Origin of the sequence: Dyella acidiphila (assembly GCF_014863405.1) — a bacterium.
GTDB lineage: Bacteria > Pseudomonadota > Gammaproteobacteria > Xanthomonadales > Rhodanobacteraceae > Dyella_B > Dyella_B acidiphila.
On record NZ_JACZZA010000012.1, the window covers coordinates 111,333 to 128,905 of the forward strand.

Below are 17,573 nucleotides of genomic sequence, written 5' to 3' on the forward strand. Positions count from 1 at the left end.
GCCCACCCAAATTCTACTTTCCTGCCCGCGGAGTGGGCAGATCAGAACTTGAAGCCGACCTTCAGGCCGAGTACGCGCGGACGGATCGGCACTTCCGACTCGATGAACTGTGCCGAGGAAGTGAACACGCTGGCGTGGCTGTTGCTGAGGTTGGTGCCGTACAGCGACACGTCCCAGTTGTCCTTGCTGATGCCGATCGACGCGTCATAGGTGGTGTAGGCGGCCTGCAGATAGCGCAGTTCCACCGTGGTGATGTCGGTGACGCCCGCGCCGCTGGGATAGGTGGCCGGCTGGTTGTACATCGAGCCGGTGCGGTTGGCGCCCACCTGCCAGAACGCCTTGAAGCCGGGGCCGAAGTTCCAGTCGTAGCGCACGCGCAGGTTGAACTGCGAGCGCGGCGAGAACGCCGGCACGCTGCCCACGTTGCCATAGGGGTTGGCGAACGAAGCCAGGGCGCCGATGGTGCCGGTCTCGACGATACAGGCGTTGTAGTTGGCCGAGCCGGGGATGTTGTCGACCAGGCAGGGCGAGTTGGTCTGCTTGGCGTGATTGAGCGAACCGGCGCCGATCACCGACAGGCCATCGGTGATGCGCGCCTGGAACTGCAGTTCCAGACCGTCCACCTTGTAGTTCGGACCGTTCACCGCAAAGGTGGTGTTGCCCAGCACCAGCGGGTTGAAGAACTGCATCTGGACGTTGTTCCAGCGCATGTCGTACAGCGAGCCGTTGAACAGCAGGCGGTCGTCGAGGAACGTGGTCTTGAAGCCGAGTTCGTTGTTGGTCAGCGTATCGGGTGCGTAGCTGATCGGCTTCTGGTACTGCGCTTCGCCGTCGAGCTTGGCCACGCCGGAGGTGGTGCGGTTGAAGCCGCCCGGACGGAAGCCCTGCGAGAAGGTGTAGTACACCATCGCGTCCGGCGTGATGTGCCACAGCAGGTTCGCGCGGCTCTTGAAGCCGTGATAAGTCTGGTGATAGTTCATCACCGTGTCGTTGCCCACATAGGTGCCGTTGGGCACGTTCACCTGGGCGGCGGTGGTGTAGAACTCCGTACCGGTCTGCCATTCGGAGTAATGGTAGTAACGGGTGCCGGCGGTGGCGGTCAGCACGTCGGGGATGATGTCGTAGGACATCGAGCCGAACGCCGCTTCCTGCTTGTAGCCGCGCTGTTCCACTTCGCCGAAGGCGGTGTTGTCAGGCATCACCACACCCGGCGACGATTCGGCATCGGCCACGCACGGGTTGCCGCCGGCCAGCGCATTGGCCAGGTTCTGCGTCGTACAAGACGGAATCGTCTTGTAGTTGAAATCCATGTGGTCGTTGATGTTGAAATCTTCGTAGTACAGGCCGCCGATCACGCGGAAGCGATCGTCTTCGGGCGTGCTCAGGCGCAGCTCGTGGCTCTGGTGCGTGCTGGCCACATGGTCGTTCCAGTAGCCCACCGGCGAGTAACAGACCGGCTTGCCGGCGCTGGACAGGCCGGCCTTGGTGCCGGTGCACTGGTAGTACATGCCGCCGGCGCTGCGCGAGTAGTTGGTGTAATCCTGCTGCTCGCTGATATGGCGGTTGGTGTAGCCACCGGTGTAGACCAGCGACAGATCGCCGATCTGGCCGTTCAAGGTCCAGGCGGTGTTGGAGTAATGGTCGTCGTTCCAGCCCGGCACGAAGGACGTGATCTGGTTGACGCCCATCGGCTGGCCGTCCGGGCTGACCGGATAGGTCGAGGACTGGCCGTCGGCGTCGAGGTTCTGGTAGCTCTCGGCGATCAGGAAATTCCAGTTGTCGTTGATCTTCCACAGCGCCGAGATACGCGCGCCCTGGTAGTCGACCGGATTCCAGTCGCTCTTCGCCACCGAATAATTATTGGTGCCGGCAGCGGTACCGGCCGCCACGTACGGCGCCATCGCACCGCCGCCGTCGGTGGGCTGGCGGGTGAAGGTGCCGGCCACGTTGTCGATATAGCCGCCCTGGTGTTCGCTGTAGATCACGCCGCGCACCGCCAGCGTGCCGGGAATGATCGGCAGGTTCAGCGTGGCGTTGGCCGAGTTGTTCGGCGAGCCGCCGTCGGTCACGCCGACGCTGGCTTCCACATTGCCGCTCAGGCGGGTGAGGTTGGGCTTGTTGGTGATATAGCGCACCGCGCCGGCTTCGGCGCCACCGCCGAACAGCGTGCCCTGCGGACCTTCCAGCACTTCCACGCGCTCCATGTCGACCATGTACACGTCGAGGTTGCGCGCCGGGAACTGCATCGACTGGTCGTCCAGGTAGACGGCCACGTTCGGGAACGGTGCGATCGAGGCGCTGGACTGGTTGCCGAGGAAGCCGGTGCTCAGGCCGCGCATATAGATATTGCCCTGGCCCGGGCCGTTCGCCGCGAAGGTCACGTTGGGCAGGTATTTGATCAGGTCGTTGAACGACACGATGTTCAACTGCTGCAGGGTGTTGCCGGTGAATGCCTGCAGGGTGATCGGCACGTCCTGCATGTCTTCGGCGGTGTGCTGCGCGGTCACCGTCACGGTGCCGAGCGTGGATGCATTGGACGCATCCGCCGGCTTGTTGGTGGCTGGCTGGCTGGCGGCCGCCGGCTGGGTGGCCGGCGCCGGCGGCGTAACGTCGTCTGCATAAGACATGCGCGTGACCGCAAGCGCGGCGAGCACCGCGCAAGTGATTGGATTGATCTTCAAAACCGTGTCCCCCAAAAGGATGTGAGCCGGACATGCCGGCGCGGATGCCTGATTACTGCGAATGCCGAACAGGCTAGAGAGTGGCGATGAAGTGCTTATGACGTGGGCTAGCCAAGTGGCTTAGCTGTCTAGGCGCGACCTTGATCAAGCATCCCTAGCTGGACGCGCTAATTTTCTGTTTACGCATGACAGCCTGATGTCGGCTGTGCGTGGAGACGGTGACAACCACGGTTTTGTGTTGCGATGGATGCCGATGCCTGACATTTGGCTTTCGGAATTTGCGTTTGGACGTCCAAGTGCGCGTAAGTTCTTGACGACGGATGAAGCGTTTCAAGCGCCGAAGAAAAAGGACGTCGTAGGTTGGGCCAGCGCAGCGTAGCCCAACAGTTGCTCATCGAAGCCAGCCATCGTTGGGTTACGCTGCGCTAACCCAACCTACGTGGCTACGTGGCGTGCGGTGCGGCGATCAGAACGAGCGCTGTCCGGCCACCCATACATTGCGCACGATCGGCAATCCGTCCAGCACCCGCATGCGCACCACATCCGCCCGTAGGCCGGCCTTCAGTTCACCGCGGTCGGCAAAGCCCAGCGCCCTGGCCGGATTGCTGCTCACCGTCGCCATCGCGCGCGGCATCGACCAGCCGGCCTGCGTATGCAGCAGGAATGCGCCGTGCAGCAGGCTGGCCGGCACATAGTCGGAAGAAAGCATGTCCAGCCGGCCGGTACGCGCCAGTTCCAGCGCGGCGACATTGCCCGAATGCGAACCGCCGCGCACCACGTTTGGCGCGCCCATCACCGTGGTCAGGCCATGCGCATGCGCGGCATCCGCGGCTTCTTGTGTGGTGGGAAATTCCGAAATGGTTACGCCGATGCGCTTGGCGTGCTCGACCTGGCCGGCGTCGGTATCGTCGTGGCTGGCCAGCACGATCTCGCGGCCATGCGCAAGATTGAGCACCTCGCGCTCGTGCCTGGGGCTGTACGTAGCCTGTTGTTCGGCACGGCGCTTCACCACCTCGGCAAATTCGTCCTCGCTCCAGCTCAAGTGGTTCTTGCTGTAGTACTTGCGGTACTGCTGCAGGTCGCGGTACTGGCGCTGGCCGGGGGTATGGTCCATCAGCGACAGCAGGCGCACGCTGGCATGGTCCAGCAGCGGTTCCAGCGCTTCGATCAAGCGCGGATAGGCCAGCTCGCAACGCAGGTGGAACCAGTGATCGGCGCGCAAGGCGCCGCTGCGCTGGCCGTCGAGGATGGCGTCGTAGGTGCTGCGCAGGGTTTCGATGCGCACACTTTCCTCTTCCAGGTCGCCCACCGACAGCGCATCGAACACGGTGGTGATGCCGGCCGCGACCACCTGCGCGTCGTGCGTGAGCACGGCTGACAGCGAAGGCCAGATCACCCCGGCGCGCGGCATCAGATGCTTTTCCAGGTTGTCGGTATGCAACTCGATCAAGCCGGGGATGACGTAGTCGCCTTCGCAGTCGATTGCGCCGGGTGCCTGGGTGGAGCCGTCCTCCACCAGGCGGATCATGCCGTTGCGGGCGATCAGCGTGCCGTGGATTTCGCGGTCGCCGAGCACGATGCGCGCATTGGTCAGAGCCAGATCGTTCATGGGTAATCTCAAGATGGAGGTCAGGCGGCTTCGAGGGCTTGCATCGGGAACAGGCGTGTAGCTACGCGATCGCGCATGTCCTCGTCGTGAAAAATACCGAGCACGGCCGAGCCGGCGTCGCGCGCTTCCTGCAGCAATTGCGCCACCACGGCGCGGTTGCCGGCGTCGAGCGAGGCAGTGGGCTCGTCCAGCAGCAGGATCGGGCGCGGCACGATCAGGCCGCGGGCGATGTTCACGCGCTGCTGCTCGCCGCCGGAAAAGGTGCCGGGCGGCAGTTGCCACAGGCGCTCGGGCACATTCAGGCGCTGCAGCATGTCGCCGGCACGGACTCTTGCCGCCGCCGCATCGACTCCGCTCTGCAGCAGCGGCTCGGCCACGATATCCAGGGTCGGCACGCGCGGAATCACGCGCAAGAACTGGCTGACATAGCCCAGGGTGCGGCGGCGCACGTCCAGCACTTCATGCGGAGTGGCGCGCGCCAGGTCGATCCAGCGATCGTCATGGCGCACATGCACGGCGCCGAAGGTCGGGTGGTAATTGGCGTAGATCACGCGCAGCAAAGTGCTCTTGCCGGCACCGGACGCGCCGGACAGCACCACGCACTCGCCGGCATGCAGGCGCAGGTCCAGGCCGCGCAGCACGTTCAGGCGCGCACCGTGCTGATGGTGCAGTTCAAACGACTTGCTGAGGTCGCGCAGTTCCAGCATCAAGGCGGCGGTCATGTGGTCAGTACCGAGGAAACGAGCAGTTGCGTATACGGATGTTGCGGATCGTCCAGGATCTGGTCGGTGAGGCCGGTTTCGACCACCCGGCCGCCCTGCATCACCATGGTGCGTGCGGCGAGCAGGCGCGCCACCGCCAGATCGTGCGTCACCATCACGGCCGCCAGGCCCAGTTCGTTCACCAGCCGGCGCAGCAGGTCGAGGATGCGCGCCTGCACCGATACATCCAGGCCGGCCGTGGGTTCGTCCATAAAGACCAGCCGCGGCTGCGTCACCAGGGTGCGGGCAATCTGCAAGCGCTGCTGCATGCCGCCGGAGAAACCGGTGGGCGCGTCATCGATACGCGCCGGGTCGATTTCCACCCGCTCCAGCCAGCCGCGCGCGATCTCGCGCAATTGACTGTAGTGGCGCACGCCCAGGGCCATCAGCCGCTCGGCGACATTCGCCCCCGCGCTGACATTCAGGCGCAGGCCATCGCGCGGGTTCTGCGTCACGAAACCCCATTCCTCGCGCGCCAGGCGGCGGCGGTCCGCTTCATTGAGCGTGGCGATCTCCAGCCATGCGCCGTCGCGCTGCCGATAGCGCACGCTGCCGGCGGTCGGTGCGAGCTGCGCGGCGACGGTGTTGAGCAGGGTCGACTTGCCCGAACCGGATTCGCCCACGATGCAGAGCAGTTCGCCGGCATGCAGGTCGAAGCTCACGTCCTCGCAGCCGACGCGGCGACCGTAGTGGTGGCTGAGGTGGCGCACTTGCAGCAGGGCGCTCATGCGCTGGCCTCCGCGCGCCGCTGGCCGCAGAAATCCGTATCCGAGCAGACAAACATGCGCTTGCCGTGATCGTCCACGATCACCTCGTCCAGATAGCTTTCGCCCGCGCCGCACAGTTCGCATTGCTGCTCCCAGCGCTGGATCTCGAACGGATGATCCTCGAAGGCCAGGCTTTCCACCCTGGTATACGGCGGTATCGCATACAGGCGCTTCTCGCGCCCGGCCCCGAACAGCATCAGTGCCGGCGACTGATCCAGCTTGGGATTGTCGAACTTCGGAATCGGCGAAGGCGAGGTGAGATAGCGGCCGTCGACCAGTACCGGGTAGTCATAGCTGGTGGCGATATGCCCGTATTGGGCGATGTCTTCGTACAACTTCACGTGCATAAGTCCGTAATCGGCCAGGGCGTGCAGGCTGCGCGTCTCGGCTTCGCGGGGTTCGAGCGTGCGCAGCGGTTCGGGCTCGGGCACCTGGAACACCAGAATCTGATTCTCGCGCAGCGATGTTTCAGGAATGCGGTGGCGGGTCTGGATCAGGGTGGCGTCGGCGGTGTGCTCAGTGGTGGCGACGCCGGCCACACGCGCAAAAAAGCGCCGGATGTTGACCGCATTGGTGGTGTCGTCTGCACCCTGGTCGATCACCTTCAATACATCGTCAGGCCCGAGCAAGGCGGCGGTGACCTGGATGCCGCCGGTGCCCCAGCCATACGGCAGCGGCATTTCGCGGCTGCCGAACGGCACCTGGTAGCCGGGTATCGCCACCGCCTTGAGCAGCGCGCGGCGCAGCATGCGCTTGGTGTCTTCGTCGAGGAAGGCAAAGTTGTAGTTCATGGCAGATGTCTGACTCCCTCTCCCCGGTGGGGAGAGGGTTGGGGTGAGGGGACGCCGTGCAGAAGAGCTGTGTTTTCGCGTGAGATCAGCACGAATGGCTGGTCGATGGATAAAGGTGCGAGGCAAGCGCGGCCGCTCACCCCAACCCTCTTACCGCAGGGGAGAGGGAGTGCATCGCGGTAAGCGGTGGATACGGTCGTCATTGCTCGCCCGCTGTGCTGAGGGGTTGCTCATTCGGTGTAGCAGACTGTTGCGCGGCAAGCGTGCGCAGCAACGACAACTCCGCCTGGAAATCCACGTAATGCGGCAGCTTCAGGTGCTGCACGAAGCCGGAAGCTTCCACGCTGTCCGAGTGCGACAGCACGAATTCCTGGTTCTGCGCCGGCGCATAGCTGGCCTCGCCCAGTTCGTCGCAGCGCAAGGCGCGATCGACCAGCGCCATCGACATCGCCTTGCGCTCGCCCTCGCCCATGCTCAATCCATAGCCGCGGGTGAACTGCGGCGGCACGCCGTTGCCGCCCTGGAACTGATTGATCATCTGGCACTCGGTCAGCGTGATGCTGCCGATCTCGATGGCAAAGCCCAGTTCTTCCGGACACACCAGCACATCCACTTCGCCCATGCGGATTTCGCCGGCAAACGGATGGCTTTCGGCGTAGCCGCGCTGGGTGGAATAGGCCATGCCGAGCAGGAAACCTTCGTCGCCGCGCGCCAGGTTTTGCAGGCGGGTGGCGCGATCGGCGGGAAAACTCAGCGGTTCGCGGGTAAGGTCGAAGGGCTCCGCGTCGTCGCCCGGTGCGAAGCGTTCGATCAATGCTTCCGCATCGAGCAGGTCGAGTACGCGCGGCATCTGCGAGGGCAGCGGGGCCGTGGCGGGCGTGACAGCGGCCGGTGCGGTCGGGTCGAAGTCGAGCAGCCGCTGCGTGTAGTCATAGGTGGGGCCCAGCACCTGGCCGCCGGGAATATCCTTGAACGTTCCCGACACGCGCCGGCGCACCCGCATGGACGACGTATCCAGCGGCAGGCTGTAACCGAAGCGCGGCAGGGTGGTGCGGTAGGCGCGCAGCAGGAAGATCGCTTCCAGCATGTCGCCAGCCGCCTGGCGCATCGCCAAGGCCGCCAGCTCTTCGTCGTACAGCGAGCCTTCCTGCATCACCCGCGCCACGCCCAGGCGAAGCTGCTCGCGAATTTGCGCCAGCTCCAGTTCCGGCAGCGCGGGATCGCCGCGGCGCGCCTCGGCCAGCAATTCCAGCGAACGGGCGATCGCCTGCTCGCCGCCTTTCACGGCTACGTACATTCAGCCCTCCAGCCTGCGGGTGGTGCGCGGCAGACAGGCGAGCTGTTGCGCGGCGACGAAATACAGATCGATGCCTAGCGGCAGTTGTTCAGCAAGGGCGGCGCGCTGCGGCCAGAAGTCCGCGTGCAGTCCCTCGACATGCAGCGTCGCTGTATCGCGGATACCGGGCCCGGCGAATTGACTGCCGCCCTTGCCCGCAGCCGGGGATTGGATGGCGGCAACTTGAATGATCAGGCTGGCCGAACGCTCCGGATAACGCAGATCCCCGCGTGCAAAAACATCCAGCGCAGGCATCGACCCGGGATCGCTGATCAGGGCGAAATCCGCTTCTTCCGGCCGTTGCGCCAGCTTCACCCCGGCATGAAAGCGCAGATGGCGCATGGCTTCTTCGTCCGGCTGCTGCAGCCACACCGAGGTGGCCGAATCGCACAGGGTCAGCAGGATCGCCATCGCCGCCGGCGCGATCGGTGCGGGTGCGGGCGGCACTATCGGCAGCGTGCGCGGCAGCGCCGGACGTGCCATCGCCTGCAGCAGCTCGCGGAAGGTCCGCTGGCTATCGAACACAGGTTGCGCAAACGCGGCAAGCATCATTCGCCCCGCACCACGGTAAAGAATTCCACCTTGCTTGCGGCAGCCTTGCGGCTGGCTTCGTCGCGGCGCCGTTCCAATGCGCGCCGCAGTGGCTCGATCACCTGCAGTTGGATGCGCGCGTGCCGCTGCTCGTCCTGCAGCATGGCGTCGGCCAGTGCGGCGAGTTCCGCATGGCGCGCGTTGCCGCCGCGCACCCAGGCGTGGCCGATCTGGCCGTCGGCCTGCACACTGCAGCGGGTGACCGTCACTTCGCCGAAATTGAACGGCTGGCCGCTACCGCCGACGCGGCCGCGCAGCATATACAGCCCGGTCTGCGCCGGGCGCAGCCAGCTCAGGTCGGCGGGCGGGGCGAAACCGTCCATCGCGGCGGCCAGTTCGGCCGGGTCGGACTGCGCCAGCAGCGACATCCACTGCGCGCGCGCCAAGTTGGGGGAGGTGTCCATGGCTGTTCCTAACGCTTGTCACAAATGTCTAGTTATCTAGACCGGCCGGGGCGCGATGGGGGCGCCGACGGGTAGCCATTGCAGCAGGCCAGCGTGCCGCTGCCATGACGATGAATAGACAGGTTGAGGACGTGGTATGAGCGAGATCGAACGCGGCCGGGGCGTGGCGCTGTGGAGCCAGATCAGCGGCATCCTGGCTGCAGACATCCAGAAAGGGCAGCTGCGCCAGGGCGAACAGCTGCCGTCGGCGCACGAGCTGGCGCAGCGCTTCGACGTGAACCGGCATACCGTGCGCCGCGCCATCGCCGCGCTGGAACAGCGCAACCTGGTGCGCACCGAACAGGGCCGCGGCACCTTCGTGCAGGAGCAGACGCTGGATTACCCGATCAGCCGGCGCACGCGCTTTACCCAGAACATGCGCAACCTCAACGTCGAGGCCGATATCGAGATCCTCGAAGACGCGCGCGAAATTCCGCCGGCGCAGGTGGCGCAGTCGCTGGGTCTGGACCGTCACGAACACGCCTACCGGATCGAAACCATCAGCCGTGCCGATGGCCACATCGTCGACTACAGCACCGCCTATTTTCCGGCCACCCGCTTCAACGGCTTGCCCGCCGTCTATCGTCGCCTGCAATCGGTCACGCGCACGCTCAACGAATTCGGTGTGAACGATTACGAGCGCAAGCACACGCGCGTCTCCGCGCGTCTGCCCGACGCCACCACCGCGCGTCTGATGCAGCAGCCGGCCAGCCGCCCGGTGCTGTATGTGCAGTCGATCAATGCCGACACGCGCGGTGTGCCGGTGCAATATGGCATCACGCGCTTCTCCGGTGACTGGGTGCAACTTGTTCTGATGGCGGATCATTGATGCGTTATGCCGTGTACTTCTGCCCCGCCGCGGGCAGCGAACTGGAGCTGTTCGGACAGGAATGGCTGACCACGGCCAGCCTTCCCGGCATCGACGCCGCGCGCCTGCACGCCTTGCTGGCGGATGTGCGCCGCTATGGCTGGCACGCCACGCTCAGCGCGCCGTTCGAATTGGCCGACGAGGCCGGTTATGACGATCTGCGCGAACACGTGCTGGAAATCGCGCGTGCCTCCAGCGCCTTCGAGCTGCCTTTGAAGCTGGAACCACTATCGGGCTTTCTGGCCCTGCGTCCGGCGGCGGACGAAAGCGCCATCAACGCTTTGGCCGAACGCTGCGTACGTCATCTCAATCTGCTGCGCGCACCGCTGAGCGATGCGGCATGGCAACGCCGCGTCAATGGCCTGGACGAGACCGAACGCAGGCTGTTCCGGCAATTCGGCTATCCGTATGTGCTGGAACGCTATCGTTTTCACATCACCTTGACGGCACCTGCAACGCCGCAGGAAGAACATGTGTTGTGCACATGGCTGTCATCGAAGGCGGCCACACTGCCTCCCGCGCAGATCGACGCGCTGACGCTTTGTCGTGAAAGCGCACCCGGCAGCAATTTCGAACAACTGGAGCGGATAGCGTTAGGCAAGGGACCAGTGGCATGAAAGCGGGTCAGTTGTATTACGTGATGGGGCCATCCGGCGCCGGCAAGGACAGCGTGCTTACCTGGGTGCGCCAGCACGGCGTGGCGCACGGTGTGCTGTGCGCGCATCGCTATATAACGCGGCCCGCCGCTGCGGGCGGCGAAAACCATGTCGCCCTGAGCGAAGAAGAATTCCAGTTGCGCGAACGCAGCGGCCTGTTCGCGCTCACCTGGCAGGCGCATGGCCTGCACTACGGCATCGGCAGCGAGGTCGCGCATTGGCTTGCGCACGGCGCCGATGTGCTGGTGAACGGTTCGCGCGCTGCCTTCGCGCGCGCTTGCGAGCGATTTCCGGCCTTGCAGCCGGTGCTGATCACCGCCACGCCGCAAGCCATCGCCGCGCGGCTGGCCGGCCGCGGCCGTGAAAACGAAGCGGAAATTGCCGCGCGCCTTGCCCGCGCCAGCGACTATGCGGTGCCGGAAGGCAGCATGGTGATTCATAACGATGGCTGCCTGGCCGAAGCTGGGGCCAGCCTGTTGCAGGCGATCCGCGCTGCGCATCAGGCTGCGTAGGGTGGGTTAGCCCCGGACTTGATCGGGGGATAGTTCGACGATTGGGTGGGGAATGTTGGGTTACGCTGCGCTAACCCAGCCTACGTGGGTGCGAGGGGTGTGGACTGCGCGTGTCGAATTGCGCGGCGCTCGTTCGTCATCAGGTCATGGGCGCCCGTTCTGGGTGTCTGCCATGCCCGTCCACGATCGCAGGAGATCGACCATGACCCAGGCTTCATCCTTCGTTGCCGCCGCCGAACTGGTCAAGCGCAACGGCGCCAGCATTCCCAACGAAAGCCCTGCCTACCGCCACGCGCGCAACGAACTGCTGCGCGAGGAAATTGAGCTGCGCCGGCAGATCGAGCGAGTGGCCGAGCTGCGCCGGGCACTGCCGCCGGGCGGGGAGGTGATCGGCGATTACCGGTTTGAAGGCGCACACGGCAACGTCGATTTCGCCGGCCTGTTCGGCGATAAACAGACCCTGGTGGTCTACAGCTATATGTTCGGCCCGCAGCGCGAACGCCCCTGTCCGATGTGCAGCTCGCTACTCGGCGCCTGGGCCGGCGAAGCGCGCGATATGCAGCAGCACTTCGCCCTGGCGGTGGTGGCGCGCTCGCCGCTCAAGCGCTTGCTAGCCTTTGCGCAGGAGCGCGGCTGGCGCGATCTGCCGCTGTTCAGTGATCTCAATGGGCATTACAGCCGCGATTACTTTGCCATTGCGCCGGATGGCAGCGATATTCCCGCCTTGCATGTATTCACCCGCCGCGACGGCACCATCCGCCACTTCTGGGCCGGCGAAATGGGCTTCGAAACTGCCGATCCGGGCCAGGATCCGCGCGGTGCGCCGGAACCGTTTCCGCTCTGGAACGTACTTGACCTCACGCCGGAAGGGCGCGTGCCGGACTGGTATCCGAGTCTGGACTATCCGACGTAAGCACAGTGCGCAGCTTGGGACGGGCGATATCCGCCCCAAGCTCGAAGCGGTCATCACGCCGAATCAGCGAGGTTGCGCATGCTCGTCGAATACATTCGCTACACCATTCCCTCCGCCGAATCCGCGCCGTTCGAGCAGGCCTATGCGCTGGCGGGCCAGAGCCTGGACGCCTCGCCGCATTGCCTGGGCTATGAGCTGTCGCGCTGCGAAGAAGCGCCGGACAGCTACATACTGCGTATTGAATGGGATTCGCTGGACGGCCATATGCAGGGCTTTCGCGGTAGCGAGGCCTTTCGCAGCTTCTTCGCCGCGATCAAGCCCTACGTCAGCCGTATCGAGGAAATGCGGCACTACCGCGTGACGGGCGTGAGGGCGACCAGGACTGGCGGTTGAACTACAGCGCTATCCCTCTTTCGTCATTCCCGCTGGCGCGGGAATGACGGCCGTGAAGATCGGTGACACCGCCGGTAAGTGCATCTCCGCAGAGATCAGAATGCGCTCGCGTGATCACGCTGCAGCAGGCACAGCCGCCGGCATCTTCGCCCGTCGCGCCTTGTCGTAGAAATACAGCGCCGACACCAGCGTAATCAGCATGCCGATGCCCGACAGCGTCATCACGGTCTGGGCGTAGAACGCCGCCCACGACAGATGCACGCCGCCGAATTCCTTCACCAGGATCACCGCCACGCTGCCCATGTAGCCGCTGCTGTCGGCGATATACATTACAAAGCCCACATTGCCGCTGACCTGGAAGGTAGCCAGCATGCGTTCGAAAAAGGTGGCGTTATACGGCACGTAGGCGAGATAGAGCCCAAAGCCGCTGAGGCCGATCCAGCCCAGCGGATCGATCATGGCGTGATCGTGCATCCAGGTCGCCAGCACCGCGATGGTGAAGCCGCCGAAGATCAGCACATGGTTGAGCATCAGCGCGCGCAGGTTGTCGCGCACGATCATGGTGAAGGCAGTGATGATCAGCACGGCAATCGCGATCGGCACTTCGGTTTCGGTAAAGACCGAGGCATCGCCGCCCCGGCCCAGATCGCTCCAGATTTCCGCGGCGAAGTTGTCGCGGAAATCGCGCGTGACGGTCAGCGCCACATAGGCCATCACGATCATTGCGATGCCGGGCAGAAAGCGGGCCAGAAAGGCGCGCCGCGTGGCGGCATCCATCGGCACGCGCATGCTGCGCGCGGCGACGTCCGACGCATCCGGCGCGGGCAGGTGCTCGAGGATCCAGGTAGCCACGCACAGCGGCGGAATAAACAGCATGCCGGTGGCGAACGGCATCCAGAATTCGCTGACCTGCCAGCGCACCATCAGCCACATGCCCACCGACTTCACCACGCCCGAGCCGACGATAAAGCTGGCGCACATGCACGCGCCCATCAGTTCGGTGCCGCGGCGGCCTTCCAGGTAGCCGAAGATCACGCCCCACACCATGCCCAGCGGCAAGCCGTTGAGGAACAGCAGCGGAATATTCCACGGCGCCGGCACCAGGGCGAAGCCGAGCAGGGCGAGCCAGGCGAAGCCGATCAAGCCGGCCAGCGTGCGTGCGCGGCGATGGCGCTGGATCTCGGCGATCCAGGTAATGCCGCGCACCTTGCTCAGCATGTAGCCCATCACCTGTGCGATCACCAGCCACACTTTGTAATCGATGCCCGCCAGGTGCAGGCCTTCGAACGATGCCGCGGTAAAGGGTTTGCGGAAGGCGTACATCGACGCGTACGCCAGGAACGCGGCGGAACCGGCCAGCAGATTGATCGCCATCGGATGGCGACGGATATTCGACAAGAACGACACGCTGCACCCATCCGCAAGCGGCCGATTCGGCCGTGCCGGCAGGGTGCAGCGCGCAGGTTACAGCGGCGTGGCGGAGGCTAGGCCCCGGGCGAGCGTGGTCTAGGCCAGCATGGTTTCGAAGCCAGCAACGACCAGCCGCAGGCCGCGCTCGAAACGCACGTCGTAATTGTCGAACACCTCCGGGCCGATGCTGCGCGAGAGCGGATAACGCTCCGCATCCACCAGCGCGTCGCGCTCGGCCAGGGTGTAGCGCGGATCCCGTTCACCTTGCGGCGACAGCACCGCCTGCTGCTCGATGGTGAAGCCGATCACGTAGCTATAGACCGTGGTGAGGCACAGCGCAGCATCTGCCGGCGCAATGCCGTGCGACTGGAACCGTTGCAGCGCACGTTCCATCGAGGCGTACAACCGCGTATCGGTGAGGCGCGAGCCGGACACCATGCGCGCGCCGTCGCGATAGCGCAGCAGCATGTTGCGCAGGCTGATGCCATAGCCCAGCGCCCAGGCCTGCCAGGTATCGGTGGCTGGGCCGTCGTGCGATGCCTCGGCCCAGTCCACCAGCACCCGGGTGGCCATGTCGTCGACCAGGTCCTGCTTGTTCTTGAAGCGCCAGTACAGCGTGGGTGCCTTGACCCCCAGCTCGGCGGCGATCGCCCGCAGCGTCACCGCTTCCAGCCCGCCCGTATTGAGCAATTTCAGGCCCGCCTGCACCACCGGTTCCCGGCCTACCCGCATCTGGCAATTCCTCTAACGTTGTAAGAGATCCCTAACTGCGTTATAGAATAGCGCCCCTAACACTGTTAGAGAGAACGCCATGAACCATTCCCCCGTTGAAGTGCTGATCGTCGGCGCCGGCCCCACCGGCCTGGTCCTGGCCTGCGAGCTGGCGCGGCGGCAGCTGCCGTTCCGTCTGATCGATGCCGCCCCGCAGGCCTGGAACGCCTCGCGCGGCAAGGGCTTGCAGCCGCGTACGCAGGAAATTCTGGACGATCTGGGCGTGATCGACCGGGTGCTGGCCGGCGGCATCACCCCGCCGCCGCTGCGCTTCCACCACCCTGACGGCAGTCATCTGGATCAGCAGCTCTACCAGGGCCTGCAGCCCAGGCCGGATATTCCCTACGGCTCGCCCCTGCTGATTCCCCAGTGGCGGGTCGAAGCCATCCTGCGCGAACGCCTGGCCGAACTCGGCGGCACGGTGGAATTCGGCACCGCATTCGAGCGGCTTGAGCAGGATGAAACTGGCGTCACCGCCACCCTGCTGCGCGATGGCCATGCCCAAACCGTGCGCGCCAGCTGGCTGGTGGCCTGCGATGGTGGCCGCAGCGCGGTGCGCAAGCAGTTGGGCGTCGCCTTCCTCGGCGAAACCCTGGAGACGCATCGCATGTTTGTCGCCGACGTACGTGTCAGCGGCATCGATCGCGACTACTGGCATGCCTGGCGCAACGACCAGGGCGTGGTGGCGCTGGCCCCGCTGCCGGCCACCGATGCGTTCCAGTTCCAGGCCTCGCTCACCCAGGACATGCCCACCGAACCGTCGCTGGCGCTGTTGCAGCGGATCCTCGAAACCCGCAGCGGGCGAAGCGACATCCGGCTTGTCGATGCCAGCTGGATGTCGTACTGGCGCGCGAATGTGCGCATGGTCGATCGCTATCGCGTCGGCCGTGCCTTTCTCGCCGGCGACGCCGCGCACGTGCACACACCGGCGGGCGGGCAGGGCATGAATACCGGCATGCAGGATGCCTACAACCTGGGCTGGAAACTGGCCGCGGTGATCGACGGTGCCGATGCCGCGCTGCTGGATACGTATGAGCAAGAGCGCATGCCCGTGGCGGCAGCGGTGCTGGGTCTGTCCAACATGTTGCTGGAGCGCGCGGTGCAGGCGAAGCATATTGTTCCGCAGCGTGGCAACGAGACCTTCCAGTTGGATATCGCCTATCGAGATAGCCGCCTGGCCCAGGAACTGCGCACGCAGCCGGGTAAGGTCGGTGCCGGCGATCGCGCACCGGACGCACCGGCCCTGCGCGACGGCAATCGGACGCAGCGCCTGTTCGATCTGCTGCGCGGCACGCATTTCACCGCGCTGGCATTCGGCGACGGATGGGAGGCGACGCTGGCGCAGCTGCAGGCAAGCTTCGGCCATGTGCTGCACAGCCATGTGATCGGCGCCGCGGGTCTGCACGACAGCGAAGGTCATGCCGCAAACGCGTATGACATTCACGCCGATACCCTGCTGCTGATACGCCCGGACGGATACATCGGGCTGATAAGCGACCAAAAATCGCCGGCCCCCGTCCACCACTACCTGGCCAATCACGTAGGTTGGGTTAGCGCAGCGTAACCCAACAGATGTGTGTATGTCGGTGAGGCTATGCAGTCACGAGATGCCGCAAAAAACGTTGGGTTACGCTGCGCTAACCCAACCTACGGCTGCGGCATTCAGCGGCGTTGTTGGCCGCTGTGCGAACGGATGCTGTGGAAGGCCAGCGCGGCCAGCAGCAGCAACAGCACCACGGCGATCAGCGACGAAAGATGCAAGCCGCGCACGATCAGCGCATTGCTGTCGCCTGCGAGCGCACCGAACAGCGCCACGCCCATGGCACCGGCGGCCTGGCGCGCGGAGTTGAGCACACCGGAGGCGGTGCCGGATGCTTCTTTCTCTACTGCCGACAACACCGTGGTAGTCATCGCCGGCACACCCAGTCCCATGCCGCACGGCAGCAGGGCGAATGCCGGCAGCATCAGCAGATAAGGGCTGCTTGCACCTAGCAGCAGAAACAGGCCGAAGCCGGCTGCATCGATCAGCGCGCCCAACACCATCGGCAGGCGCGCCCCGGCGCGTCCCACCAGCCAGCCGCTGAACACGTTCACGCCGAAGAACGTCGCCGTCAGCGGCAGGTAGGCCAGCCCGGTGCGCAGCGCGCTGTAGCCGTGCACGCGCTGCAGATACAGGCTGAGCAGGAACACGATGCCGTAGTAGGTGAAATTCATCACGACGCCGTACAGCACCGCGGCGCTGAAGCCCGGCGCGCTGAAGAAGCGCAGCGGCAGCATCGGCGCGGGACTGCGCGCTTCCACCCGCAGGAACCATGGAATGCAGATCAGCACCAGCGCTATGCAGCCGAGCATGAGCGGATGGGTCCAGCCCAGCGGATGCGCTTCGATCACCGCGGTAGTCAATCCGGTCAGCGCCAGGATCGCCAGCACTTGTCCCGGTAGGTCGAAGTGCCGGTGCTGCGCCTTGCGCTCGGTTTCCGGCACGCGCCAGGTCAGCCAGGCGCCGAGCAGGCACACCGGCACGTTGACGAAGAAGATGCTGCGCCAGTCGGCCACGCTCATCAGCAGGCCGCCGACGATCGGGCCGGCCGCGATGGTGATGCTGCCCGACGCGGTCCACCAGCCCACCGCGCGGGCGCGCAGTCCATGCTCATGCGCGGTAGCGTGGCTGAGCAGGGCGAGCGAACACGGCATCATCGCCGCCGCGCCCAGGCCTTGCAGCGCGCGGCCGACGATCAGGGTGACGGTATGGGTGGCGCAGCCGCACAGGATCGAAGCCAGCGCAAACAGCGCCATGCCGGCGAGGTAGACCTTGCGCGAACCCAGCCGGTCGCCCAGATAGCCCATGCTCAGCAGCATCACCGCAAAGGTCAGCGCATAGGCATCCACCACCCACTGCAGGCCGGTAACGCCGGCATGCAGATCGGTCGCCATGCGCGGCAGCGCCACGTTGACGATGGTGACGTCCAGCTGCACCAGCGCAAAGCCGAAGCTGGCGGCGGTGATGACACGCGCAATGCTGCGATGAAAAGCTCGCTGCTCCATATCGATGGCGGCTGACGGGTGGGGAG

Annotated in this window: 17 protein-coding genes; 6 read left to right on the forward strand and 11 right to left on the reverse strand. The window is 65.1% G+C overall.

All coding sequences use genetic code 11. The features are described 5' to 3' along the window. Positions 1-41: 41 nt before the first annotated feature. The 8 genes from IGX34_RS17365 to phnG form a co-directional block, all read right to left on the reverse strand. Entirely contained in the window at positions 42-2,681 is a 2,640-nt protein-coding gene (locus IGX34_RS17365) for a TonB-dependent receptor (protein ID WP_192556999.1), read from the reverse strand. A 466-nt stretch (positions 2,682-3,147) separates the two neighbouring features. Next, the gene (locus IGX34_RS17370) at positions 3,148-4,290 is read right to left on the reverse strand and encodes an alpha-D-ribose 1-methylphosphonate 5-triphosphate diphosphatase (protein ID WP_192557000.1); all 1,143 of its coding nucleotides are present in this window, start codon (positions 4,288-4,290) and stop codon (positions 3,148-3,150) included. 20 nt (positions 4,291-4,310) lie between these two features. Next, complete coding sequence (gene phnL, locus IGX34_RS17375; protein WP_225737561.1) at positions 4,311-5,012, reverse strand: phosphonate C-P lyase system protein PhnL; 702 nt, start codon at positions 5,010-5,012, stop codon at positions 4,311-4,313. Continuing rightward, positions 5,009-5,779: a phosphonate C-P lyase system protein PhnK gene (gene phnK / locus IGX34_RS17380; RefSeq protein ID WP_192557001.1), complete on the reverse strand. Its 771-nt coding sequence runs from the start codon at positions 5,777-5,779 to the stop codon at positions 5,009-5,011. Before phnK ends, phnL begins: the two co-directional genes overlap by 4 nt. Continuing rightward, positions 5,776-6,609 carry an alpha-D-ribose 1-methylphosphonate 5-phosphate C-P-lyase PhnJ gene (locus IGX34_RS17385; protein WP_192557002.1) on the reverse strand — a complete coding sequence of 278 codons (834 nt, stop codon included), beginning with the start codon at positions 6,607-6,609 and terminating at the stop codon, positions 5,776-5,778. The genes phnK and IGX34_RS17385 overlap by 4 nt, the downstream gene beginning before the upstream one ends. A 199-nt stretch (positions 6,610-6,808) precedes the next feature. Further along, positions 6,809-7,906 carry a carbon-phosphorus lyase complex subunit gene (locus tag IGX34_RS17390; RefSeq protein ID WP_192557003.1) on the reverse strand — a complete coding sequence of 366 codons (1,098 nt, stop codon included), beginning with the start codon at positions 7,904-7,906 and terminating at the stop codon, positions 6,809-6,811. After that, positions 7,907-8,497: a phosphonate C-P lyase system protein PhnH gene (gene phnH, locus IGX34_RS17395; RefSeq protein WP_192557004.1), complete on the reverse strand. Its 591-nt coding sequence runs from the start codon at positions 8,495-8,497 to the stop codon at positions 7,907-7,909. It lies immediately after the preceding gene. After that, positions 8,494-8,940, reverse strand: a complete 447-nt coding sequence (gene phnG, locus IGX34_RS17400; protein WP_192557005.1) for a phosphonate C-P lyase system protein PhnG — start codon at positions 8,938-8,940, stop codon at positions 8,494-8,496. The genes phnH and phnG overlap by 4 nt, the downstream gene beginning before the upstream one ends. Before the next feature lie 136 nt (positions 8,941-9,076). On the opposite strand from phnG, the gene phnF reads away from it, so the two are divergent. The 5 genes from phnF to IGX34_RS17425 all read left to right on the forward strand — a co-directional run bounded on the left by phnF (position 9,077) and on the right by IGX34_RS17425 (position 12,321). Beyond that, positions 9,077-9,808, forward strand: a complete 732-nt coding sequence (phnF, locus tag IGX34_RS17405; protein WP_192557006.1) for a phosphonate metabolism transcriptional regulator PhnF — start codon at positions 9,077-9,079, stop codon at positions 9,806-9,808. Next, a complete protein-coding gene (locus IGX34_RS17410; protein WP_192557007.1) occupies positions 9,808-10,464 on the forward strand; it encodes a DUF1045 domain-containing protein in 657 nt (218 codons plus the stop codon). The genes phnF and IGX34_RS17410 overlap by 1 nt, the downstream gene beginning before the upstream one ends. Further along, positions 10,461-11,015, forward strand: coding sequence for a phosphonate metabolism protein/1,5-bisphosphokinase (PRPP-forming) PhnN (gene phnN / locus IGX34_RS17415; RefSeq protein WP_192557008.1), 555 nt, complete (start codon positions 10,461-10,463; stop codon positions 11,013-11,015). Before IGX34_RS17410 ends, phnN begins: the two co-directional genes overlap by 4 nt. A gap of 202 nt (positions 11,016-11,217) precedes the next feature. Beyond that, positions 11,218-11,928, forward strand: a complete 711-nt coding sequence (locus IGX34_RS17420) for a DUF899 family protein (protein ID WP_192557009.1) — start codon at positions 11,218-11,220, stop codon at positions 11,926-11,928. Positions 11,929-12,006: 78 nt separating this feature from the next. After that, positions 12,007-12,321 (forward strand): antibiotic biosynthesis monooxygenase family protein, encoded by a 315-nt coding sequence (locus IGX34_RS17425; RefSeq protein ID WP_192557010.1) that lies wholly within the window; start codon positions 12,007-12,009, stop codon positions 12,319-12,321. Between the two features lie 114 nt (positions 12,322-12,435). Here the strand turns inward: IGX34_RS17425 and IGX34_RS17430 are convergent, their stop codons facing one another. Beyond that, positions 12,436-13,728, reverse strand: coding sequence for a DUF5690 family protein (locus IGX34_RS17430; RefSeq protein ID WP_338015500.1), 1,293 nt, complete (start codon positions 13,726-13,728; stop codon positions 12,436-12,438). Positions 13,729-13,827: 99 nt separating this feature from the next. Further along, on the reverse strand, positions 13,828-14,463 hold the full coding sequence (locus tag IGX34_RS17435) for a TetR/AcrR family transcriptional regulator C-terminal domain-containing protein (protein WP_225737562.1): 636 nt from the start codon (positions 14,461-14,463) through the stop codon (positions 13,828-13,830). A 79-nt stretch (positions 14,464-14,542) separates the two neighbouring features. On the opposite strand from IGX34_RS17435, the gene IGX34_RS17440 reads away from it, so the two are divergent. After that, a complete protein-coding gene (locus IGX34_RS17440; RefSeq protein WP_192557011.1) occupies positions 14,543-16,066 on the forward strand; it encodes an FAD-dependent oxidoreductase in 1,524 nt (507 codons plus the stop codon). A gap of 98 nt (positions 16,067-16,164) precedes the next feature. Here IGX34_RS17440 and IGX34_RS17445 read toward each other — a convergent pair whose 3' ends face one another. Beyond that, positions 16,165-17,547 (reverse strand): MFS transporter, encoded by a 1,383-nt coding sequence (locus IGX34_RS17445; protein ID WP_192557012.1) that lies wholly within the window; start codon positions 17,545-17,547, stop codon positions 16,165-16,167. Positions 17,548-17,573 lie beyond the last annotated feature (26 nt).